Below are 25,063 nucleotides of genomic sequence, written 5' to 3' on the forward strand. Positions count from 1 at the left end.
GCTCAGACGAATGTAGAATTTTATATCACTTAAAATAAGTAGCCGAGGAGTAGAATGATGAATGATACCGTAAATTTTCAAGACGTTATAAAAAAGAGCGTTCTTCATCTCGAATCATTTCGTAGTGTTTCCTATATTGATATTTTTTTAGGCCTAGCCTGTTCCTTTGTTATTGGTATGTTCATCTACTGGATATATAAGAAATTTTTTCGAGGCGTCGTATATAGCTATAACTACAATGTCTCTTTTGTTTTAATGACGATGATTACCTCTCTAATTATCATGACAATTAGTACTAACATTATTCTATCGCTCGGAATGGTAGGGGCACTAAGCATAGTCCGTTTCAGAACAGCCGTAAAAGATCCTTTAGATATTGTCTATATGTTTTGGGCGATAGCTGCAGGAATTGCAACAGGAGCAAAAATGTACCCATTAGCGATTATAGGTTCCCTAGCATTTGGTATCACCATCGCATGGCTTTCCAAAAAGAAAGTAAGGCACCAAGCATATTTACTAGTCATAAGGTACACAGACGACGCAACCTATCAGATCCGTGCAGAGCTAAAAAGCTTAGGAGCTAAACTCAAATCCAAATCCGTCCGCAACAACTTCACCGAACAAACAGTAGAAATCAATCTAAATGACGACAACACAGCCTTCATGAAAACCATAGGGGACATAGAAGGCGTCATCGAATGCTCCTTAGTCAACTACACCGGAGACTATGCACAATAATTAGTACAGACTTGTTTTTTTATGAGTTTTGTTTTGTTACAGGTGCCTGGCACCTGTAACAAAACTCCACAACCTATTATCTGTACAAACTAGCCAATCTAAGTGGAAACACTCCAACTAGATTGGCTTTTGTCAATAACGAAGGTGTTACTGGTGCCAGGCACCTGTAACAATATGTATATAATAATTCACCCATAAAAACTACTAAAAACAAATAAAAATACAATTGACTTTATATTTATACATAGTTATAATATTGCTAACAAATGGTAAGAGGTGAGTGCATGAAGGTAGGTATTATTGGAGCAACAGGGTACGGTGGGCTTGAGTTAGTTCGTTTCTTACATAATCATCCTGAAGTGGAAGTCGTTGATCTGTTCTCTTCATCCGAACAGGGTATACATTTTTCGGATAAATATTCACATTTAATGAATATTCATGACCAACCACTTTTAGAAATTGAGTCTGATAGATTAGCAGAGTACGATGTATTGTTTACGAGCACTCCCTCAGGGGTCTCATCCAATCTACTACCAGCACTTATCGGCAAAAAGCCGAAGCTGATTGATCTATCAGGTGATTTTCGTCTAAAGGATCTAGCTGCATACGAGCAATGGTATAAAAAATCACCGGCTCCGGCGGATGCGGTTGAACAAAGCGTATACGGGTTAACGGAATGGAACACAGCCGCTATCGCAGAAGCCCAGTTGATCGCAAACCCCGGATGCTATCCTACAGCCGTCCTGCTTTCCTTGCTACCTCTTATTAAAGAGAACCTAATCGACGCAAGTCATCTCGTTATTGATGCTAAAAGTGGTATCTCTGGAGCAGGCAACAAGCCGAGCCAAATGACACATTACAGTGAAACAAATGAAAACACGGCAATATATAAGTTGCACAAGCATCAGCATATTCCAGAAATCGAGCAGGCCATTCAAATGTTTGCTAATCAGTCAGCGCCAATCACGTTCACGACGCATCTTGTTCCAATGACAAGAGGGATCCTGGCAACAAGCTACGCACCGGTAAACGATGGCGTCACAGAAGCAGACCTAGTAAACACTTTACAAGAAACATACGTAAACCATCCATTCGTACGAATTATAAAAGAAGCCAGCAAATTCGGCACAAACCAAGTGTATGGCTCTAACTATTGCGATATTCACGTAAAAGTAGATCCGCGCACGAACCGAGCAACAATCGTCTCGGTCATCGACAACCTAGTCAAGGGCGCAGCCGGGCAGGCTATTCAAAACATGAACGTTCAATTCAATCTCAACCAAACGACCGGATTATCGCTCGTTCCATTATTCATTTAAAGGAGGAAACCCCATGTTGACAGAAACAATGACGATGAAGCGCATCACCTACAAAAACATCGCTTCACCAAAAGGTTTCAAGGCGACCGGCATCCACTGCGGCGTTAAGCACAAGAAAAAAGACTTAGCCCTACTCACAAGTGAGGTGCCCGCTAGCGTTGCTGGGGTTTTCACGACGAATGCAGTCCAGGGTGCTCCACTTATCGTCACGAAGGAAGTTGTATACACCACACAGAAAATGCAAGCACTTATAGTGAATTCAGGAATCGCAAACTCCTGCACAGGAAAGCAAGGCTTAATCGATGCCTACACGATGCAGGAAAAAACAGCGGAAAAGCTTGGGATTAACCCCAATCTAGTCGGAGTTGCCTCCACTGGCGTTATTGGTGAAATGATGAAAATGGAGCCGGTTCTAGCGGGAATCAAACACCTCGAGCCAATCGATGAGCTAGAAGGAGCCATCAATTTCTCTCAGGCAATCATGACGACAGATACAGTTACGAAGGATACTTCCTATAAAACCCTTATCGACGGAAAGGAAGTAATCATTGCAGGAACCGCTAAGGGGTCCGGCATGATCGAGCCTAACATGGCGACGATGTTTGCCTTCATCACAACGGACGCCAATATCGAATCAAACCATCTGCAGGATGCACTAAAATCCATCACAGATGTTACTTTCAATTCCATAACCGTAGACGGGGACACATCCACGAACGACATGGTAGTCGTGATGGCAAACGGCTTAGCGGAAAACGATCCATTGACTCCACTTCATCCAGACTGGGATAACTTCGTCCAAACGCTTCATACAGTTGCATTGGATTTAGCTAAAATGATTGCGAAAGACGGAGAAGGAGCTACCAAACTGATTGAAGTTGAAGTTAAGGGTGCGGTTAACGATGAGGAGGCGCGTAAAATTGCTAAGACAGTCGTGGGCTCACCGCTAGTTAAAACTGCGGTTTTCGGCAGTGATGCTAACTGGGGAAGATTGATTTGTGCTGTTGGTTACAGTGGTGCAACGATAGATCCGAACGCTATTAAGATTTCAATCGGTCCAACGCCGGTTGTAGAAAATGGGGAACCTGTCCCATTCTCTGAAGAAGTGACGATGCTTTATTTGAAGCAGGCAGAAGTGAAATTTTTGATTGAACTGAACCAAGGGAAAGGCCAAGGAACTGCATGGGGGTGTGATTTGACTTATGACTACGTTCAAATCAATGCAACCTATCGTTCCTGACCGCATCGTTATCAAGCTTGGTGGCAGTATGCTCGAAGGGTTAAATGAGCAATTTTTCACGAACTTCAAAAAGCTGAAAGCTGAGGGCAATGAAATCATCATCGTCCACGGTGGTGGTCCGGCAATCAACAAAGCACTAGCAGACAATACAGTAGCTTCCACTACTATTAATGGCTTCCGAGTAACTTCCGAGGAAGCGGTAGACATTGTCCAATGCACACTCGTTGGCAAGGTCAATCCAGCTCTAGTACTCCAGCTCAATCAAAACGGGATTGCAGCTGTAGGCTTAAGCGGCTATGATGGCAATCTACTCGAATGTGACTTCTTAGACAAGGAGACTTACGGCTTCGTCGGAGATATTAAAAAGGTGAACACGCCGATCCTTGAAACACTATTAGTAAATGGCATCACACCTGTCATTTCCTGTATTGGCTGCCTACAAGATGCAACACCACTCAATATAAATGCAGACACAGTAGCAAGTAAAATCGCTTTAGCAATCAAAGCAGATTGCCTACTACTCGTAACAGACACACAAGGTATTAAGATCAACGGAGAAGTCCAAGAGGTCGTGCAAACGTCCTCTATCAAGGAATGGATAGCATCCGAAGACATATATGGCGGAATGATTCCTAAGGTGACTGCAGCTATGGACTGCCTAAAAGAAGGTATTCCGTCCGTCAAAATTGTAGATGAAAAGCTAAACGGCACAACGATAGTTCATCAGGAGGTTTATGCATGAGTTCTCTTTTTCCAAACTACGCCCGACGCCCCGTACATTTAATAGAAGGAAAGGGCACAATCGTCACCGATGATCAGGGCAAAAAATACTTGGATTTCACTAGTGGCATAGCGGTGCTCAGCCTAGGGCATGCGCACCCTGCCATTGTAAAAGCAATCCAAGAGCAAAGCGAAAAGCTTTGGCACACATCGAATTTATTTGAAAGTAAAAAGCAGGAGCAGCTTGCTAGCACTTTAATAGAAGAAACTCACTTTGCACATGCTTTTTTCTGCAATAGTGGAGCCGAGGCAAACGAAGCTGCCATCAAGCTAGCTCGTAAGCATACAGGCAAGCACACGATCATTACCTTCGAGAACTCTTTCCACGGCAGAACGTTTGGAGCAATGTCCGCAACTGGTCAGGAAAAAGTACGCCAAGGCTTCGGTCCAGTACTAGAGACATTTAAAACTGTGCCATTCAATAATGTGGAGCAGCTAGAGGCTTCTATCGATGAAGAGGTCGGTGCAATCATGCTGGAGGTTATCCAAGGAGAAGGGGGAGTCAACGCAGTTACCCCTGAATTCGCCGAAGCAATCTCTAATATATGTGAATCAAAGGGAATCCTACTGATTGTAGATGAGGTCCAAACAGGCATCAGCCGAACAGGTACACGCTACGCCTACGAGCAAACCGTTTTAAAGCCAGATATCATGACACTAGCAAAAGGACTTGGTGGTGGTTTTCCAATCGGCGCCATGCTAGGAACAAGTGAACTAGGAGAAACATTCAGTCCAGGAACACATGGTACGACGTTCGGAGGGAACCCACTGGCTGTCACCGTCGCTCAAGCAGTACTACAAAACGTATTTGAATCGGAATTTTTAATCGAGGTCAAAAAAAAATCTGAGTATCTAGTGCATAGACTGACGGAGGTATTGCCATCCTATAAAGTAGTTGGTGCCGGCTTATTACTAGGACTCGTCTGCGAAGACGAAACGGCACCATACATAATCAAAGCCGAAAAAGCTGGACTGCTATTAGTAGGAGCAGGACCAAACGTCATTCGTCTCCTGCCACCATTAACAGTAACTCGTGACGAAATCGATCAAGCAGTAGAAATATTACGTACAATCTTAAACTAAATAACCTTGAATTAAAGCGCTCAGCGAATCGCTATTCACAAACATGGACTACTCTCTACTGGAGAGGGTTCTTTTTGTTTTGCCTTCTTTATATAGAAGAAAAGCTAGATTTCAATAGCATTACAGGTGCCTGGCTCTTGTAATAATTACTAAATATAAAGGCGGTTACTATATAAATATAGCAATATCGTTTGGAATCTTACCAAATTGATAAATCTTTCATACTAAGTCTAACATCCTACTATTTCAAGTATTTTACAGGTGTTTTACAAGAAAAAGAGCTATATTACAGCAGATTAAGAGACCTACTTTCCATTATAAGTAATTAATTAATATCTATTAAACCACCTCCATTAAGTCATATAATTATTAATCTAATAGAAGAGTTTTGGTTAAAAATGGTTTAAATCAAGAAAAACACAAAAGGTCATAGCACAAAAAGATAACCAGAAAATAGAAAAGCATCGACCAAAAAACGGGTCGATGCTTCTTTATAGATTGGAAATTATATATTGTCCGGTAAAATAAGAAAAGAAGCATCCGAAGATCAGATGCTTCTTTTCTTGAGCGATAAAACGAAGGAAGTAGAAGGCTGCACACTAATTAATGTACAAACAAGTTTACGGCGTTACACATTTATAAGTAACCTTCTATACTGAACATCATAACATATATTTGGAAAAATGCACGCCTTTTTATAAAAAATATAAAATTATTTTTTTAATCAGACTTATCCTAATAAATGGTAGGCAACAGAAATCTATCAAACTATATTGTAAAAAGAAAAAATTCTAAAAAAGACTAGCATAAATGGTAATGTTACTGTATTATGGAAAGTGTAATGAAGTCACTGGTGCTTTCATAACATCATTCTTTAAAAAAACTGGTAAACTTTCTATATTATTGGTTGATTTTAGTATAAGAGTTGGGTATACTCATATATTGTTAGGGTGATGATAATGGACGCGATCAGGCGACCGCATTTACACACTACAAAAAAAGCAACACACAAGCGAAGGGAGATCACAAGTTTATGAAGAAAAAAGCTATTAAAATTGCAGCTTCAACTGCAGTAGCAGCTTCAGCATTCGTTGCAGCAGCACCAGCTCAACAAGCAGATGCAGCAACAAACGTAAATCAATTAATCACAGACGCACAAAATGCAGGTACAGTTCTTAAATGGGCTATTTCAGTAGAGGGTTCTGCTAACTTTGTAGATCGTCCATACGATCACTACAATGCAGCTAAAAAAGCAATTGCTAATGCAGAAAAAGCTGCAGCAAAACTTTCAGGATCTGAAAAATTAAGCACAGACGCTAAACTTGTTGAACCAAAACTACAAGTTAAACGTGCTGGAGCTTACATCGATGCAATCACTTCAAGTGAAAAAATTAAATCTTTAACAGCGGGCTTAGATGCTGCTATTAAAACTAACGATATTGAAAAAGTAGAAGCAGCTTACCACACAGCAACTGCTGAGTACCGTAAACAAGCAGCTCTTTTAGACCGCGTATACGGACAATCTACACGTGATGAAATCCGTAATAAAGTTAAACCATCTATCGAAAAATTAGTTGCAGACGTAAAAAATGAAGTAACTGTTAATATGCTTGCAAAATCAGCAGCATCAAATGCTAAAGCTGGTAAATTTGAAGAAGCAGCTAAAAACCTAACAGATGCACAAGCTATTCTTGATGCAAATGTACTTAAATGGGAGACAGCTCTTCAAAAATCAGTATCTGATGTAGAAGCTTCTATTCCGTTAACGGTTCTAACTGTTACTAGTAATAATAAAAATGAGGTAACTCTTAAATTTTCTACTAAAATCCAACCTGGATATGCTGTGCTTCCAGCAGGGCAATTTACATTCTCTAATGGTTTAATCGTTCAATCAGCGACTGTTGCTGCAGACGGTAAAACGGTTACTTTAACAACTACTGAACAAAAAACTAACACTGAATATGCACTTTCTTACCAAGGGGTAGCGACAGGTAAATCTTTCAAAACTCCAGTAGCTGCTTCAGATACAACTTTAAATGTTGTTGAAACTGATGCTGCAAACTTAGATTCTGGTGGAGAACGTTCATATACGGTAAATGTAACTAAAGCAGATGGTACACTTTACACTGGTAAAGTTAAAATTGATCTTTTAGATGAAGATGAAGCAGCAATAACTACTTCTGATGCTGTAATCAAATCTGTAAATGGTGTAAATCTTACAGGTACAGCTGTAGCAACTTATGTAGCTGATGCAGTTAATGGTAAAGTAACATTTGTTGTTGCAGATGGTGCTACAACTACTACTACTACAGTACTACCTCAGATTACTCGAGTAGAAGATGGTTCTAAGAAATTTGCTCCAACAGTAACATTCTGGGAGTTGGCAACTGGAGATTATTCAGGTGCTGCTACTACAGTTATCGTTGATGAAAAGAATGGTTTCATTTACTTAAATGATAAAAAATACAACTTTGATTCAAACGATAAATTCTTTTTCAAAAACGTTGAAGTTACTCAAGCAGATTTCTTAAAAGCATTATCAAAAGATGATGTTGTAACGTTTAATTACGCTGTTAACGCTGCTAATGAATATAATAAAGCTGGTATCTCTAACTTTGTTATAAATACAGATGTTACTGCAGATGCAGCATTAAAAGTAACAAATCCTTCTAAATCTGTATTAACAGTTGATACAAACGCAACTCGTCTTGAAGGAACTAGCCAACCTGGACATATCATTGAAGTTTACAAAGGTACTGTTGCAACAGGTACACCTGTAGCATCAACTACTGTAGCTTCAAATGGTTCTTGGGTTGTTAACTCTTTAAATTTAACTGACGATAATGCAGGTAAAAATGATTTTACGGTAACTACTCGTCCAGTAGGTACAGCAACAGTAACAGCTCCAGTTGTAACTAAAACAATCTGGAAACAGTACTTTACTGCTGATACAAATGGTCTAGAATTAGCAGATGGAAACACAGACTTCTCTGCAGTAGCAGATAATAGAATTAGTCTTTATGACGTTATTACATTAACGCCAATTAATGCAGCTTTAACAAATAACCAATTAAAAATTGCAGCAAATGCTACAATTTCAGTTAAAGACTCAGAAGGCGATATTATTGTCTATTCTGTAAAACCAGTTGCTACTGATTTAACTAAAACTAAATTCTATATCAGCGGTGTTGTAACTCCTAATGATAAATTTAATAGTGTATTAGTTACTCAAACTGGCGGATCAAACCATTATTTACATGCTGTAACTGGCATAACAAACCAAGACAACTTGACTTGGAATGTATCTCAATCTAAAGATATTACATTAGACTAATAGACTTTATAAATAAATTGACTCCCTTAGACATAAGTCTAAGGGAGTTTTTCTTAATCATTCAAAAATTATTTTTAATAAGATTTTAAGCATATTCCTGCAAAAATAAAATGAAAAAATTTTGGTTTATAATATTTGTTGGGGTTTTCCTACAATTGCGCATAAAAAACGACAAGAAACGAGAAGAAGGAAAACCCTTTGGAATAGCGATTAATGCCTGTGTAAATAAGCTCTTACTCTGGATTTATTCCTTACTAAAAAACCAAACCACTTTCCATGATATAGCATAGAAACTGTATTTATACCAACTTACCAAAAACTTCCAAAATGAATTTAGAGAAAGGTTATTTGGCATGTGCTTTTTTAGTATATCATGAGATTATTAATCTTTTATATGAAAAATATTGACAAACTATTAGCAGGGTTAATTGAAATATACTATTTTTGTTCAGTCGGATAATCAATTAAATTAGCGATATCAACTAATATGGGCATCTTATACACCTCAAAGTAAGTTTAAGTGTATTATTCTCGTTCTTAACAGTATTATCAAATATTTCTTGTTCAGACTATACCATTCCACTATAAATCAACCTTTACCTTTAACATAGCCAAAAAGAATTAGAAGCTTTTTACCGTAAGGTAGAGGAGAGTGAAATTCCAGCCTTTATAAAAGCTATTCAAACCTTTAAAAACTGGCAAACTGAGATAATAAATAGTTTTAGTTTTGGTTATTCGAATGGCTTTCTGGAGGGCATTAATAATAAAACGAAAGTGATGAAGTATAACGCATATGATTTTCGTTACTTATAGAGATTTATGTCCTGTAAAAAGTTAAGTATTAAGCGAATTGTTAGTGCTATATTAATTAATATGAAATATATTTTCATAAAAATTTATAACACTTATTATCTAATGGTGAGTAAGTTTCAATAACTCATTGTTAAACTACATAATAAAATAAATTTTTTAGTAACTTATATGTTAAAATTCTAAAAAAACTATATAATTAAATTGATTAAGTAATATCATTTTTCAAAATATTGAGTTGTAAAGGGGAGAAATGTCATGAACAACAAAACTAAAAAAATTGCTGTAGCTACCGCATTAGCAGCATCAGCAATTGTTTCAATCGCACCACACCAAGCAAACGCAGCTAGTAACATTGACCAATTAATGACGAATGTCCAAAATTCAAGTACTGTTTTAAAATGGGCAATCTCAATAGAAGGTTCGGCTGATGGGGTCACTCAGCCATGGAGTCAATTTAATGAAGCGAAAGCTGCTATCGCAAATGCTGAGAAAGAAATAAAAAAGCTAAGCTTTTCTGACCAATTGAAGTATGATCTTAGATTGACTGAAGCAAAAACACAATTAAAAAGAGCGCAAGGATACTTAGATGCAATTACTGCGAGTACAAAAATTAATGAAAAAACCATTGCACTTTCGGCAGCCGTTTCAGCAAATAATCTTGATTTAGTGGAAAAAACATATCATGAAATGACTGCAGAGTTTCGTAAGCAAACAATTTTATTAGACAGAGTGTATGGACAATCTACTCGAGATAGAATTCGAAACGTAGTTAAGGGTCCTGCTGAGAAGCTGATTAATGAACTGAAAAATGATGTAACGGTTCATATGCTCACTAAAGGAGCCGCTGAAGATATTAGATTATCTAAACAAGCAGAAGCAGCTAGAAAAATATATGAAGCTCAAGCGATATTAGATGCCAATGCTCTAAAATGGGAAAGTAGACTTCAAAGTAGCTTAACATCCGTGACAAATGCTTTACCTATCGAAATTACCTCCATTACTAGAATAGATAATACAACACTTAATTTAAAGTTGAATAGAGCTATTCCATCAGTACAAACTTCCGAATTTACTGTCGATAATTCTTTGTTAATTACGAATGCCACTTTAAGTAGAGATGGATTAACGGTAACCTTAACCACATCAGCTCAAACTCCAAGTGTGAAGTATTCAGTAAAGTATAAAGGAAGTACCGCTAGCTTCATTGCACCAGGAACCATCATTCCTATTCAAATGGGTAATTCTACAATTCAACATAGAGACACTTCAGAAGTACTAGCATTAACAGGCACTTTTTCTGGTTATGGATATAGTACAGTTAAAGTTGATATCCCCACTGGATTAAAAATACTTACGATTAACGGGATAGAAAATAACATTACCGGATCTAAAAGTGTGAATGTAATGCCTGATAAAAATGGTACTATTAACGTTACCTTTACAGCGAGCAACGCAAATACGCCAGCATTAGATAAAGTAATCACCTTTAATAGATTAGAAAATAATAGAGTGGCTGACACACAAACATCACCTACTTTAAACTTCTATGCACCTGCAAAAACAGGTACTATATCAAATAAAGCAGTTCGCTATATAGATAATGCTAATAATTACTTTGTAACCTCAGACGGCTTCAAATATATTTTGAAGGGTTACACAGATACTTATAAAAATGAAGATGTAGCGGTATCTTTAGATACTTTTAAAGCTGCGTTAAATATTGAAGATATTGTTAACGGGAATTATCAAACAAATTCATCATCTTCTTTCAATATATCAGTAAATCACTACTCAGTACCGTTACTATTGGATACTAAATTTGGGTATAAAACTTCCTCTGGCTACCGCATGATAGGTAATCAAATTGAATTGTCAGGGACAGGTCAGCCGAACTATGAAGTATTTTTCTTTAAGAATACTGGAGCTCTCCTTGGTAAAGTGAAAATAGGCTCTGCTGGAACATGGAAATATAGAACGAATATTGAACAAAATGGTATAAATGATTTTTATATAATTCAACAGCCGGCTGGTAAAACAACTCCAACTTTTAATAGTGGAATGTTATTTAGAGTAATTGAAGGGCCTTTTAATCTACAATCAGTATCTGAGGGGAAAACACCAGATAAAGATATCACTAATGAAGAAATAGAGTTTACTATTGCACCGATATCTCGTGCGAATTCTTTTGTATTCAGAGACAACGCAGTAATAGCTAATTCTTCGTATATTACCCTAAAAGATGAAGATGGAACAACCATTCAATACAGTAACAATAAGAACGGTAACTTATTCTCTAAAACTACTAACGGGTTCAAAGTAAAAATTGGAGCAACCGTAGATGATAAGTTAGCTGGAGATATTCTGCAAGAAGGAAAAGAATCAGGCTTACAAGGTCCTTTAGAAGTGGTCGCAGTGGGTGGTGTAACGAATTCCTATGAATTCGATATAAATATACCTTCTAAATTAATAATAACTAAATACTAAAAGATCAACGCCTCCAAAGAGAATAATCTTTGGAGTTTTTTTATGTTCGCAGAGTTATTTATTTTTCTTCAATGAAATATAAGGTGATAACATTTTTAAACTAAAATTCATTATTTTTCAACAAACTAAAACATTGTTCTTCATATCCAGACAAAATATGATATAGTTATATAGAATTACTTAAGTTTTCCATTTTTATATGTTAATGGTTTTATCGGTAACTTTAAAACTATATCTAAAGACATGTTAATAGATGGTTCTTAAGTGAGCTTTTATGAAAAGTCTAGGAGGAAAAAATGAAAAATTGTTTAGAGTGTGGCACAAGCCAAGAAACGGGAAAATTTTGTGGGAAATGCGGTTCATTATTGGGGGTATCAGTCTCCAGTGAACAAGTATCAGCTACTACGGAAACAGTCAGTCAGGAAGGACCTTCCTTTTCACAACCAGTCGCTCCACAGGTACAACCAAGCGTACATGTAGAAAAAGTGAAGGCACAATCAAAAGCTTATTGGTCTTTTTTTCTTAATTTTGTTAAAAACCCATCAAAAGTCTTTATTGCTGGGAATAAAGAATTTATAAATGGAATGATTTCAATAGTCATCCTTGCAGCTATCATAGGGTTAGCGATATATGGATTTGTTCAAAGTATCACATCATCCATTTTTGGGAGTGTAGGTAGTTTATTTGAAAATGAATATGTAGGTCCATCTTTCTTATCTATTTTTAGCAGTATAGTCTTTTTTATTTTATTTACCGTATTTATCGTTCTATTAAGTATGTTCATCGTAGGTAAGGCATTTGGATCCGGCGACTCTTGGAAAGAGTTAATCAGTTATTATGGAGCACATATTTTATCCGTTATTTTACTATCCTTATTTGGATTGTTTTTAATGTTAATCAAGTCATATTTATATGGAAATATTATTTTGGTCATTTCTTTCCTAATAATTCTTATAGTCATTCCACTTTATATTATGTCAAGGTTACTTTCTAATAGTCCGAAGGGCATTGATTCCTATTATGGATATCTTCTATATATCGTTCTTGTTTGTATTCTTTACAGCATCTTTATTTCTGTCATTGCAGATTCAACAATCGGTCAATATTTAAATTACTTTACAGACTATTAGACATATATTTGAAAGAGGGTTCGTATGGACAGGTTTTGCCAAGAATGTGGTCATAAAATAGAAAATAATGATTTTGCTTGTACAAATTGTGGTACAAGATTTTCGGATCAACAAGAAAAGAAAATAATAACAACAAAGAAACAGATAGTTATAAGAAGTATGATTGGTGCAGTAATGGTTATACTTGTTGGATTTTCTCTATGGGCATCGAACTACTATTCAGAGAAATCCACTATAAAGCGTTATACGGAAGCCTTATCTGAAGAAAAGGTAGATAGATTAATAGAGTTAACTGTTCATGAGGATGGTTCTTCTATTAAAAAAGGGGAAGCTAAAGCATTGCTTTCCTTAGTGAAAAAAGATGGGAAAAATATAATTGACCCATTAACGTCGATTGAACCTAGTGGGAAATTCTTAGGTGTATTCCAACAGTATCACATTAAACTCAAGGATCAGTTTGTTTATACGGGAGAGATTTTTGAAGGACTCCACTTCGAGTTTAACCAAATGGAAGCTCCAATGAAGCAAGATAGTGACGGGGTTATTTTTGGTCCGCTAACTCCGGGAATTTATACTGTGTCAACCAATTTAAATAACAATTTTGGTAACTCTTCTAGTAAACAAGAGCTTTACTTGACAAGTGATATATCTAATCCTAGCTTTTTGGAATCTAACTTACCAGTTTCGCATGCCGTAATAGCGGTGGATAATTATGATGCTATGATGATGAAGGAACTTCAAATTGTGATCAATGACAATTCGTATCCAGTAAATGAGAACGGTGTTACAGATTCATTTGGACCACTGTTGCTAGATGGGGGTATAAAAGCAAAGGTAATTGCCCAGCTTCCATGGGGAGAAACGACTACAGCAGCATTTCCGGTCGATAGAAGCTATCTTGAAGTGCAAGTAGCTCCTGTTTCTGGAAAACAAAGAGAACTTATATCTTCTACCTTGCTAACGCTAGGAGAAGAAATTGCAAATGCGAAAGCAAGTAAAACAACAACTGTATTGACAACTGCATCTACGAATTTTAAAAAGGATTTTCAAGAAGGAGAAATTGATTACTTAATTGATAATCAACGGTATTTCAAGGGTAAGCTTAAACAATTAGACATCAATTGGAACTCTATTGGTTTAGTGGAGAATGAGGCTATTATATCTCTAGATGTGGCTTATAGCTTTGAAGAATCATTATATTCATTGGAGGAAGCACCAAATTTACAAAATGAGATTTACAAAAATAAGGTTCATCTTAGCTATGATTCAAAAGATAATAAGTGGAATGTACACTCTGTGCAAAATACTTGGTCAGATATCGTCTCTACTGAAACACTTTTAGGTTCAGAAACAATTTATGAGCCTAATAAGGAAAGTTTTCAAACAGAGAAGATTGCTTTTATGAAAGAAGAGCTACAAGATTTCATGGAGGATTATGCCTACTACGGGGTAGCTGCTATCAATAATCGAAATATCGAGTTTGTCGAGGATTATTTGTCAAAGGATGGCCCTAAGCTACAGGAATCTATTGATTATATTTTTGAGTTAGAGAAAAAAGGAATTAAGGAAGACTATATATCTTCAGTCGTAACGAATGTAGTTGATAAAGGCAATAATACATATGAGGTAACGACGACTGAAGCGTTTACAATTTATTATCCAGACAGTCAGCAGGATAAGAAATACAATACAGTTACCCTTGTAAAAAAAGTGGATAATCGTTGGCTTGTGCACCAGCTAGTCTCTACAAAGGAAATTTAAATAAGGCATATTTTTAGGGCAGTCAGTACGTCGTATTGGCTGCTTCTTGTATAGGAGGGGAAATGAGTGAAGAACTGTATAAACTGCGGAACACTTATAAGTGGGGAAGAGAGATTTTGTTTAAATTGTGGTGCAAAGCTCGAATCAGCAGAAATGACTCAACCATTGAAGAAGGAATTGACATCAAGGCAACGCAAAAGGCGTAGGTTAAGTTATGCTTCTGTTCTAGTGATCGCCGTTGCGTTAATTGGAGGACACTACTTTTTACAATGGAAGTATGATGCATCCAGGCATCTTGCAGAGATGAACAAAGCATTTTTAAAAGGTGAGAAGGAAGAATTTTTATCTTATTTTACGTTTTCAGATGAAGTAGTGAGTGATCCAGAGGGTTTTTATTCGTATGTAGAGACTGAGGGATGGGAGGGCTTACGTGAAAAACTCCTTGAAGAAGTAACTATTCTAGAAAATGATGAATTATCCAATATAATAGATGACTCCATTGGTAATAAATTCTTGTCTGTCACAAATGACTCCATCCTTTTTGGGTTGTATGACCGCATATCATTCAATCTAAAACCGATTGAGGTTCATGTAGAGCTACCTTTAGATAAAACTTCTCTAGCAGTAAGAGAGTTAGATGTTTCAGGTAAGCAAGGAGAGGTTAAAAGTCTAGGTAAATTTTTGCCAGGTACTTACGCTTGGAAAGCTACTGTACCAAGTGAATATGCAGTGATTGAGGATTCAGGTGATATGGCGGTAATAGGAGAGGGAGATAATACATACAGATTTATTCCTCCACTAGAAGCCGGGATGGTATCCCTTACATCCGATGTAGAAGAGGCAGTATTATCGATTAATAACATAACTACAGAAAAATTAATAAAAGACACAAATACTATTGGACCATTTCCTTTTGATGGTACTATCCAGCTTTCGGCAGAAATAAAAGGATCGGATGGAAACGTCCTAAAGGGAACACCTGTTAAGGTTACGTCAGACAATACTCATATTGAATTCGCGCATGTACAAGAAAAGCTACAAATTGACCGTGCAAATCAACTAGCAACAGAAGAAAAGAAACAGCTTGTAGACATGTATGCTGAAACGGCTGCAGAGTATATTGATTCATTTAGGAATGAATTTGAATATGCTTTAAATTATGCAGATTACTCCTATATATCATCCTTTTTTCCGGCAGGAAGTGAAGCGCAAACTATTTATATGAAGGAAATAGAAAACCACGGTAAAATCGATGGCTATTACAAGTATCAGTTTCAGTCTAATACAGCTACGGGAGTAGAGGCAGTAGATGCCCAAACACTCTATGTAAAAACAGCCGAAGTATTTTATTTTTACTCGGATGAAGATAATTACATTTATAAGAAAACAAAGGGATACACCGTAAAAGTTATAGATGGTGAGATGTATATATTAAATATTGAGCAATTAACGACAGATAAAGAGATTATCGATTAGTGTATGTCCCTGTGTCACACACAATTTCCACACCATTCATTAAAAAAGGAAGCAGCCGGTATATGCCAGGCTGCTTTTTTGTATATACCCATTTGAGCAGCCTTTATTTAAAAATTGATTTTTCGTGTTCATATTATCTAATAGAGGCTATAAAATTACCAGTCTTATAAAAAACTTTCCTCGCTTTTTTTACAGAATAATACATAGGTTGCTGTCGAGAACAATCGAATGTAGAGGGATTTTCCAAGAAGAGAATGAAAATGAAGTTAATTGTCGGAATAATGTGATTTATTTATTCTTGAAATATTTGTATATTTTAATAGGGGTATTAGGAATAAAGATTTACTGTTGACGCATGGCATTTAAGCGAAAGTTCCTGTCAGGATTGGCCTAAACCAAAAACTGCAGTAGGCAAGAGAAGCAACTAGATGTAGTAACAATGAAAAACAAAAATAATAATGCTCAAGATTTTTGTACAGAGTTGATGGGAGGTGAAGAAGAATGCAGTAATTACTTCATGACATGCAACGCATATAACACTGCTCAAGGTAGGACAAAAATTTAGATACAAGTTCCTATATCAAAGCTACAAAAATGTATTACATTTATCCAAGTTGCCTCTGGTAAAGCTATGCCAATTGCTTGTCAATAATGCAAAAAAGTGATCGTTTTCTTATCCCCACGTCATACTAAATTCAAAACTCATATGTAAAATTTTCAAATAAAGATAACTAATTTTTCATATTCTAAATCATATAAATAGAGGCAAGCACATAGATTGGTAGGTATTAAATTATACATTTGATACTTATTTTAATAGGAAGGGTGCGATCCTTATTAAAAGACATTAGCTGAACGATTGTCACAAATACGCTATAGAGGAAATAACATTTGTACTTAATAGGGGGAAACTAAGTGAAGAAAAAACTAGTTTATAAGTTTTTTAAAGTGTTTTTGGTACTAGCTATGGTCTTAACGATGTTCAGTCCAATGATGACTGCATCTGCAAATGGAGAGAAAAAGCAGTTCAAGCCAAACATTCCAAGTGAAAGTACAATGGAGCTAAAGGCGGCAATTGCAGAACAAGTAAGTTTATCGCTTAATGGACCAAAGCTGCACAAAGATTTACAAAAGCTTTCGGGTAATCAGGAAGTTGCTGTTATTATACATTTATCCGAAAAACCAGTTGCTCTAGAAAAGGGGATTAGCGAGTTAAAGGGAAAATCATTCTCTGCTGCCCAAGAAAATAAAATTAGAAGTAATGTAAAAGCTCAACAAACAGCTGTAAAAAAAGAGATTAACCTTAAAAAGATAACAATGAAGCAAGGATATACATTTGATACGGTTTTGAATGGCTTTGCAGCTGTAGTTAAAGCGGAAGACCTACCAAAACTATTAGAAGTCAAGGGTGTAACGCTAGTAGAGCCAGATGCAATCGTTTATGCATCGGAAGCACCTCAAAAAACGAAAACTGTTAATTCCTCTTCTATTAAAAAAGAGGGAAAAATAGATGCAAAGATGAATACAAGCATTTCATTTCTTGGCATTGAAAGACTTTGGAATGAAGGAATAGAAGGACAAGGCATTAAGGTTGCAGTACTAGATACGGGTATTGATGCAGACCATCCAGAGTTTGCTAACATCTACAAGGGTGGAAAGAATTTCATACCTAATTCATCTACGTATACAAGACCTCGTGCAGACAATGATGCGTCGGAAACTTTACCTTCCGAACGTCCTGCTGGAACTCCTGAATTTAATGCAAATGGAAGCTCATTCTATACATCTCATGGTACACATGTTGCTGGTACAATCGCAGCGATCGGGGCTAATGAGTTTGGAATCAAGGGAATTGCACCAAAAGTAGATTTATATGCTTACCGTGTATTAGGTGCCTACGGAAGTGGATCTACTTCAGGTATCATTAAAGCTATTGATACTGCGGTAGTGGAAAAAATGGATGTTATTAACCTTTCTCTTGGTGGGGGAGCTAACTCTGAAACAGATAGTGGATCTTTTGCGATTAATAATGCAATGATGGCAGGTACTATTTCCGTAATTGCTACAGGAAATTCAGGTCCTAACCGTGGGACTATGGGAACTCCTGCTACTGCTCGATTAGGAATTGCTGTTGGTAACACTACTAATCCAGAAACAATGCATAATGGACAAGTGAACGTTACGGTTGGTGAATATAATTTAACAAAGCAATTACAACTGATGGGCACAACTTTTGGTACAGATGTTTCTACTCAGCTTCAAGGTGAATTTGATTTAGTTGCTGTACCTGGAAATGGGGAAGCAAAAGATTACAATGGACTAGATGTTCAAGGTAAAGTTGTTCTTGTTTCTCGTGGTGGGATTGCATTTGTCGATAAAATTGCATATGCAAAGCAAAACGGGGCGAAGGGAGCAATTATTCATAACTTTGCGGGAGGTACCAATGCACCAAATGCCTCTGGAACATTCTTAGGAGACTCTTTTGACTTTATCCCAACGTTTGATATGTCTCAAACAGACGGGGACGCAATTCGTGCAGCGTTAGTAAACGGAACAGGGAAAGTTTCATTCGGGAACTTTGGATCTGAACAAACTACTGGGGATGAAGTGAACAGCTCAAGCTCACGTGGGCCTTCCACTCCTAACTTTGATATTAAGCCTGATGTGAGTGCACCTGGTACAAACATTATGTCTACAATACCTATGTACAAAACAGACTTCCCGGAAGCTGTGTATGGTGAAGCTTATGATCGTAAAACAGGAACGTCTATGGCAACTCCTCATATCGCAGGGATTGCAGCTCTTGTTAAACAAGCAAATCCAACATGGAATGCTTTCGATGTAAAGGTTGCTCTTTCCAATACAGCTAAAATTCTAGACAAGACTAAATTTGATGTGTTTTCACAAGGCGCTGGCCGTGTAGATGCGTATGCCGCTGCTCATCCAAATGTACTTGCTTATGCAATTGACACAGCTGTATTAGATGGAAGTGGAGCAGTTGTTGAAAACTTGAAAGGGACGGTCACATTTGGTCCGCAATCTTTGAAGGACAAAAACCTTTCTGTTACAAAACAAATTCTAGTAAAAGATTTAAAGAATACAGGTGGAAACTATAATGTAGCTGTAGATGTTACAAAGACATTTGCGGATGCTAAAGTTACGGTTGATAAACCGACATTTACATTAGCAGGTGAGCAGTTGTTAAATGTCACGTTGACTGCTTCTAAAGTAGCAACAGCACCAAAGGGATCTGAAATTCTAGGTTATATCCGTATTAACGGTGGAGGTTCAGAGGTTTCATTACCATTTGCTGCAGACTTTTCTACTGTTACAGCACCTGCTACAGAAATTAAAGATATGTCTATTACAGAAACAGACCTTTCCTTTAATGGAGATGGTGTGAAGGACACAGCTAACCTTTCATTCACATTAACTGGTCCTGTGACAACAAACTATATCGAACTTTGGGATATTATGAACCCTGAAGGCGGGGAGTATGGAGACGGTTACATCGGTTATTTACATGCAGGTACTTCACTTGCAGCAGGTAAATGGACGCTACCGATTACTGGTGAGTACAAACCTTGGGGTACTGCACCTGCAACAACTATTCCAGACGGTCTGTACACAATTGACTTTACTGGTCAAACAACAACAGGAGCAATCATTGGTGATTATGTAGGCCCTATCGTTGTTAAGACGACCAAACCAGCAATCGCTGGCTCTGTGAAGGACGGAGTGGCAACCGGGAAAGTAACGGACAAGTATATTACGTATAACGAAGAATTATATTTATACGGATTAGAATATGATTTGAATACAAAATTAAATGCAACCTATGTTGCAACGGTGAACGGTGTACCTGCTGCGCCTGTAAAATTCAATTTAGCACAGGACGGGTCATTCACATTCCCAGTGGCAACAGGAACTAACTCTATCAAAGTAGTTGTCCAAGATGCTGCAGGTAATGTAGGAGAAGCATTAATCTATGAAAATAACAATCCTGATCCAGAACCAGAACCAGTAGTAACACTAGCTGTTAATCCATCTAAACTTGATTTAGAAACTGGAAAAACAGCTCAGGTTACAGTAACAGAAACTTCTACTCCAGCAGAAGGAACAGCAACTGATAAGGATGTAACTGCAGAAGCTACTTACACAGTAGCGGATGAAGGTGTAGTAAAAGTTTCCAAAGGACTAGTAACAGCTGTTGCTAAAGGATCTACAACAATCACTATTACTCATGGTACAAATACAGTGACTGTAGAAGTTACTGTCAAAGATTCAGTGGTTATTGTTCCAGGAGTAAAGCTTGTTGCAAACAAAACGCAAGTTGATTTGGAGCCTAAAAAAGAATTCCAATTGAATATTAAAGAGGTAACAACAACTGCTGATGGTAAAACAAAACAACAAGATGTAACGAAGGCTGCAACATACAAGGTAGCAGATACTAAAGTTGTTACTGTTAAGAATGGTTTGATTACAGCTAAAAATGCAGGAAGTACAACAATTACCGTTAAGTATGGTAAAAACGAGCTGACTATTAATGTAAATGTAATAGAACCAGTCGTGACATTGACTGCTAACAAAACTGAGCTTAATTTAGAGCCAGGAAAAGAAGCTCGACTAACGATTAAAGAAGTAACTACAGGAGCAGACGGAAAAACAAAAACAGTTGACGTAACGAAGGCTGCTACGTATAAAGTTGCGGACAATAAAGTGGTTTCTGCGAAAGAAGGATTAGTAATTGCTAAAAATCCAGGAAGTACAACGATTGCAGTTAAATACGGTAAAAATGAGTTAAATGTGAATGTTACAGTTACAGAGCCAGGAGTGATATTGACAACAAACAAAACACAAATCGATCTAGAGCCAGGCAAAGAATCACAACTAGTTATTAAAGAAGTTACAACAGGTGCTGACGGAAAAACAAAGCAGAAGGATGTAACAAAATCTGCAACGTATCAAGTAGCAAACGGTAATGTAGCTTCTGTTAGCAATGGCTTAGTAATAGCGAAAAGTGCAGGAGAAACAACAATCACAGTTAAGTATGGTAAAAATGAATTAAAGGTAAATGTCACAGTTACAGAACCAATCATCACTCTGACTACAAACAAATCAGAGGTTAATCTGGAACCAGGCAAGGAATCTCAACTGAAGATCAAACAAGTAACAACTTCAGCAGATGGAAAAACAAAAGAGGTTGATGTAACAAGCTTTGCAACGTATAAAACTGCCAATAACAAAGTGGCAACGGTAAGCGGTGGCTTAATCAAGGCTAAAGGTGCGGGCACTACAACCATTACAGTAAAATACGGTAAAAATGAATTAACTGTAAATGTATCAGTTACCGAGCCAGAAGTAACATTAACTGTTGATAAAACAGAAGTTAGTCTAGGGTCAGGAAAAGAAGTGCAATTAAAAGTGAAGGAAATTACAACAACAGCAGATGGAAAAACAACAGAAAAAAATGTTTCTGCATCTGCAAAATATAAAGTAGCAGATACTAAAGTTGCTACGGTAACTAATGGTTTGGTAAGAGGAAAAGCAGCAGGAAATACTACAATTAAAATTACGTACGGCAAAAACGAACTTACAGTAAATGTGACGGTCATTGAACCAAAAATCACACTAAGTGTAGACAATAACCAAGTAAATTTAGAAAAAGGAAAAGAAGCTCAGCTGACTGTTAAAGAAGTAACAACAACGGCAGATGGGGAAACAACAGAAAGAGACGTAACATCTTCTGCAAAATATAAAGTAGCAGATGGTACAGTCGTTTCAGTTAGCGGTGGTTTAATAAAAGCAAAATCTGCAGGAGATACGATTATAACTGTTGGATATGGTAAAAATGAGCAAACAGTAAATGTATCTGTTACAGAACCAGTCGTAACTATTAAAGCTGATAAAACGCAAGTGGTATTAAAGCCAGGCAAAGAATCACAGCTAACTATTACAGAAGTTACGACATCAGCAGATGGGCAAACAACAGAAAGAGATGTAACGGTAGCTGCTAAGTACACTACAGATAACAAAAATGTAGCCTCTGTCACTAGTGGACTAGTAAGAGCAAAAGATATTGGAGAAACAATAATCACTGTTAAGTATGGTAAGCAGACAATTACTATTAGCGTAGTAGTTTCTGAACAAGGGAAATTGGGCATTGAATCGGTTAATAGCGAATTGTTCCTACTTCCTGAAGTCCCTACTTCTACGATAGAAGAAAAACTTGCTAGTTAAGAAAGTTAAAAAGAAGCAGCAGACGTGTAACCGTCTTGCTGCTTCTTTTTTTGGTAGGGAGCGTTGTGTCTGTCCCTGTGTCACACACAACTTCCACACAATTAGCTTCGTACTGGGGGCCATTTGGATATTTGATACCGACTTGGAGGAATTTTTAAATATATCACCGTTCGTAGAAATATATCACCGGTTGATGAAATCTATATCCCTGAGAGAGTTGTGTCTATCCCTGTGTCAGACACAATTCATTTTAATAAAGTAGCCAAGGAGAAACCTGGCTATTAATACTAGTAATCTAGGGATTTTATCTTTAATACATGGTAAGCATCGACCTGAGTCTATAAACTTTGTTATGATAAAAAGAAAAAGGTGTGATTTCGATGACGGTAGGTCGCAATGATCCTTGCCCGTGTGGGAGCGGGAAAAAGTATAAGAAATGCCACGGCGCGAAGGATGTAGTGTCGATTGAAAAAGTGGTGGAGGATGAATTACGGCAAATAGTAGAATCCTATTACGCCGAGTATCCACAACAAAAAGATATGTTCGAGTTAAATATGATGATGAACACATGGGCTTCCAGGTTAAGAGGTATTTGGGATGAGGAGCAAATCGAGCTACTTGCATTAGACTATTATTTATTAATAAAGAAAGAAGAACAATGGAAAAGCTATATAGAGAAACAAATGAAAAAGTCATCGAGAGCATCTGTCACGGAAGTACTGAAAGAGTGGACAAGTCCTATTATACTTATTGGGAAAGTGACGAACGTTAAAGATGAAATGGTACTGGTGCAGGATATGGTCAGTGGAATTGTTCATGAAATGGAAAGATTAAAGGGAATAGATCTTGACATGATGTCATATATCATGGGGGTAGTATTTCCTGACCATCGAAAAGGCTCTAACGGAATAAGTGTTGCTACTGGCGTTCTTATTATTCAAGATATGCTTGATGGAGAAATGAAAAGAATTAGGGAACTTGCTAAAAAGAGTAAGCTAAAACCTCAAGAATTTCTTAAAGAACAACTTTTGGAATGCTTTGAGATTCTACATGAAGGTGAGGACGTTGAGCCTGAGATTTCACCTGCACATCTAGAAATACTAGAAATATTAGAAGAATTTTTAGAGGAAAATGAACTGACTGATGAGTTGCTTACACCTCTTTTGGCTGCATACTTAATGGCTTATTCCCCGAATCCAAGAAAAAAAGAAGCTGTTGTTGCGGGGGCTATACGTTTTGCGAATGAGTATCTTAGCTTTAATGTTGATTGGACGAACAAAGATATTGCTGAAATGTTTGATGTCTCCCCTTCTACTGTCAAAAAGTACTTTGAAGAAATAGAGGAATTCTATTTTACTGTTGGGGAAGAGTTGGAAGAAGAAACGAGCGTAAGTCAAAGATCGGGGAATTTTGGATTTGAGGTAGGAACATATCCTCGTCTGTCTGAATATCGAAACTGGGAGTTACTGATGCACATGAATAGTGTTGAAATTGAAAGTGAAGAAGAGATGCAAGGATTAGTATCTCAATTGATGAATAAACCTTATAAACCTAAAAATAATTTGGAAAAGGCTCAATTAAACGCATATGAAGGTTATTTTGCAGAAACAGAGCAGCTTCGAAATAATTATTGGAAGATTGCTAAATTATCAGATGCGAACAATCCAGATGTCCTACTGCACCAGGCCGAATTAGCAAAAACTGAAAAAGTTGCAAGAGATTTTTATAAAAAAGCCATTAAAGAAGCTTACAAACAGTTCGATTCATCATTTGATGTGGCGTGGGGTTACGTGCCTAATCGTCCATATTTACGTGCCCTGTTTGCATATGGAGTTTGGGAATTTGAGCTTGGTAATTTCGAGGCTGCGCTGGATCAGTTCCTACAAGTAATGGAGCTAAACCCAAATGATAATCAAGGTGCCCGATACTTGTTAGTAAGCACCATGCTACACCTCGGATCACCGGAAGAAGCGGAGGCAGTTTTAGCGATGTACCCGGATCCTGATGATGCAACCTACGAATTCTTAAGCTTCCAAACGAAGAAAATGTTGCGTAAATCCCAAGGTAAGCCGCTAAGTGAAAAGGAATTAGAGCCTATAATGGAGAAACTAGCAAAGCTGAACCCTTTAGCACTCTACTTACTTGCAATGGATCAAATTCCTCCAAAACCTTATCCTAAATCAGCTGTCATAACAGCAAAAAGCGAAGAAGAAGCACAGATCATTCATACGCTTATGGAAGGATTTGATATGCGAGAGTTGTGAAAAGGAATTGTGTCTGTCCCTGTGTCAGACACAATTCATTGCAGAAGGAATGTGTCCCTACCAGCAGTTGTACTCGCTTTAAATCAGCTAGAAGATTGTTCATAAAAGTTAGAGATATAGGGTAATGCCACACTATGTAAAAGGATTGCAATAATAGGGGGTGCAGATGATGGATAATCAATACTTCGTAGGCTGGGGGACATTGGCGTTGATAAATGCTGGCCTTGCACAAGGAAAGAATAGAACGGGATTAAATTGGTTTTTCCTTTCTCTTATATTAGGTCCATTGGCAACATTAATTTTGTTGTTTGTTGAAAAGAGACCGTAGTTTAATTAATAAATGTAAGCCGTCAATTTCAATTATTGTTCGGCTTATTTTTTACTTTCACATTACTAACGAA

The 25,063-nt window shown here is 37.2% G+C and carries 13 protein-coding genes and 2 pseudogenes; all 15 read left to right on the forward strand.

The genetic code is table 11. The features are described 5' to 3' along the window. Positions 1-57 precede the first annotated feature (57 nt). The 15 genes and pseudogenes from MKY09_RS03470 (at position 58) to MKY09_RS03540 (ending at position 24,990) form a co-directional block, all read left to right on the forward strand. Positions 58-738 (forward strand): DUF4956 domain-containing protein, encoded by a 681-nt coding sequence (locus tag MKY09_RS03470; RefSeq protein WP_342567586.1) that lies wholly within the window; start codon positions 58-60, stop codon positions 736-738. 284 nt (positions 739-1,022) lie between these two features. Beyond that, the gene (gene argC / locus MKY09_RS03475) at positions 1,023-2,057 is read left to right on the forward strand and encodes an N-acetyl-gamma-glutamyl-phosphate reductase (protein ID WP_342567587.1); all 1,035 of its coding nucleotides are present in this window, start codon (positions 1,023-1,025) and stop codon (positions 2,055-2,057) included. A 13-nt stretch (positions 2,058-2,070) separates the two neighbouring features. After that, entirely contained in the window at positions 2,071-3,297 is a 1,227-nt protein-coding gene (gene argJ / locus MKY09_RS03480) for a bifunctional glutamate N-acetyltransferase/amino-acid acetyltransferase ArgJ (protein WP_342567588.1), read from the forward strand. Continuing rightward, positions 3,260-4,039 (forward strand): acetylglutamate kinase, encoded by a 780-nt coding sequence (gene argB / locus MKY09_RS03485; RefSeq protein ID WP_342567589.1) that lies wholly within the window; start codon positions 3,260-3,262, stop codon positions 4,037-4,039. The genes argJ and argB overlap by 38 nt, the downstream gene beginning before the upstream one ends. Then, entirely contained in the window at positions 4,036-5,160 is a 1,125-nt protein-coding gene (locus MKY09_RS03490) for an acetylornithine transaminase (protein ID WP_342567590.1), read from the forward strand. The genes argB and MKY09_RS03490 overlap by 4 nt, the downstream gene beginning before the upstream one ends. A 1,033-nt stretch (positions 5,161-6,193) precedes the next feature. Continuing rightward, the gene (locus tag MKY09_RS03495; RefSeq protein WP_342567591.1) at positions 6,194-8,494 is read left to right on the forward strand and encodes a hypothetical protein; all 2,301 of its coding nucleotides are present in this window, start codon (positions 6,194-6,196) and stop codon (positions 8,492-8,494) included. Positions 8,495-8,646: 152 nt separating this feature from the next. After that, positions 8,647-8,784, forward strand: a pseudogene (locus tag MKY09_RS03500) (IS110 family transposase); the annotation flags it as partial. Between the two features lie 322 nt (positions 8,785-9,106). Next, positions 9,107-9,298, forward strand: a pseudogene (locus MKY09_RS03505) (transposase); the annotation flags it as partial. 264 nt (positions 9,299-9,562) lie between these two features. After that, positions 9,563-11,791, forward strand: coding sequence for a hypothetical protein (locus tag MKY09_RS03510; RefSeq protein ID WP_342567592.1), 2,229 nt, complete (start codon positions 9,563-9,565; stop codon positions 11,789-11,791). Positions 11,792-12,087: 296 nt separating this feature from the next. Then, entirely contained in the window at positions 12,088-12,921 is an 834-nt protein-coding gene (locus MKY09_RS03515) for a hypothetical protein (protein WP_342567593.1), read from the forward strand. A 24-nt stretch (positions 12,922-12,945) separates the two neighbouring features. Continuing rightward, complete coding sequence (locus tag MKY09_RS03520; protein WP_342567594.1) at positions 12,946-14,682, forward strand: hypothetical protein; 1,737 nt, start codon at positions 12,946-12,948, stop codon at positions 14,680-14,682. 66 nt (positions 14,683-14,748) lie between these two features. After that, positions 14,749-16,158 carry a hypothetical protein gene (locus MKY09_RS03525; protein ID WP_342567595.1) on the forward strand — a complete coding sequence of 470 codons (1,410 nt, stop codon included), beginning with the start codon at positions 14,749-14,751 and terminating at the stop codon, positions 16,156-16,158. Between the two features lie 915 nt (positions 16,159-17,073). Beyond that, positions 17,074-22,398 carry a S8 family serine peptidase gene (locus MKY09_RS03530; RefSeq protein ID WP_342567596.1) on the forward strand — a complete coding sequence of 1,775 codons (5,325 nt, stop codon included), beginning with the start codon at positions 17,074-17,076 and terminating at the stop codon, positions 22,396-22,398. Between the two features lie 380 nt (positions 22,399-22,778). After that, positions 22,779-24,662, forward strand: coding sequence for an SEC-C metal-binding domain-containing protein (locus MKY09_RS03535; protein ID WP_340885261.1), 1,884 nt, complete (start codon positions 22,779-22,781; stop codon positions 24,660-24,662). A gap of 166 nt (positions 24,663-24,828) precedes the next feature. Continuing rightward, positions 24,829-24,990 (forward strand): hypothetical protein, encoded by a 162-nt coding sequence (locus tag MKY09_RS03540; protein ID WP_340886096.1) that lies wholly within the window; start codon positions 24,829-24,831, stop codon positions 24,988-24,990. Positions 24,991-25,063 lie beyond the last annotated feature (73 nt).

Origin of the sequence: Psychrobacillus sp. FSL K6-4046 (assembly GCF_038624605.1) — a bacterium.
In the GTDB taxonomy this organism is placed as follows: domain Bacteria; phylum Bacillota; class Bacilli; order Bacillales_A; family Planococcaceae; genus Psychrobacillus.

Excerpts from the sequence above, each read along its gene's own strand:
- MKY09_RS03470 (WP_342567586.1), top strand. The coding sequence starts at position 58 with ATGAATGATACCGTAAATTTTCAAGACGTTATAAAAAAGAGCGTTCTT.
- argC (WP_342567587.1), top strand. The coding sequence starts at position 1,023 with ATGAAGGTAGGTATTATTGGAGCAACAGGGTACGGTGGGCTTGAGTTA.
- argJ (WP_342567588.1), top strand. The coding sequence starts at position 2,071 with ATGTTGACAGAAACAATGACGATGAAGCGCATCACCTACAAAAACATC.
- argB (WP_342567589.1), top strand. The coding sequence starts at position 3,260 with ATGACTACGTTCAAATCAATGCAACCTATCGTTCCTGACCGCATCGTT.
- MKY09_RS03490 (WP_342567590.1), top strand. The coding sequence starts at position 4,036 with ATGAGTTCTCTTTTTCCAAACTACGCCCGACGCCCCGTACATTTAATA.
- MKY09_RS03495 (WP_342567591.1), top strand. The coding sequence starts at position 6,194 with ATGAAGAAAAAAGCTATTAAAATTGCAGCTTCAACTGCAGTAGCAGCT.
- MKY09_RS03510 (WP_342567592.1), top strand. The coding sequence starts at position 9,563 with ATGAACAACAAAACTAAAAAAATTGCTGTAGCTACCGCATTAGCAGCA.
- MKY09_RS03515 (WP_342567593.1), top strand. The coding sequence starts at position 12,088 with ATGAAAAATTGTTTAGAGTGTGGCACAAGCCAAGAAACGGGAAAATTT.
- MKY09_RS03520 (WP_342567594.1), top strand. The coding sequence starts at position 12,946 with ATGGACAGGTTTTGCCAAGAATGTGGTCATAAAATAGAAAATAATGAT.
- MKY09_RS03535 (WP_340885261.1), top strand. The coding sequence starts at position 22,779 with ATGACGGTAGGTCGCAATGATCCTTGCCCGTGTGGGAGCGGGAAAAAG.
- MKY09_RS03540 (WP_340886096.1), top strand. The coding sequence starts at position 24,829 with ATGATGGATAATCAATACTTCGTAGGCTGGGGGACATTGGCGTTGATA.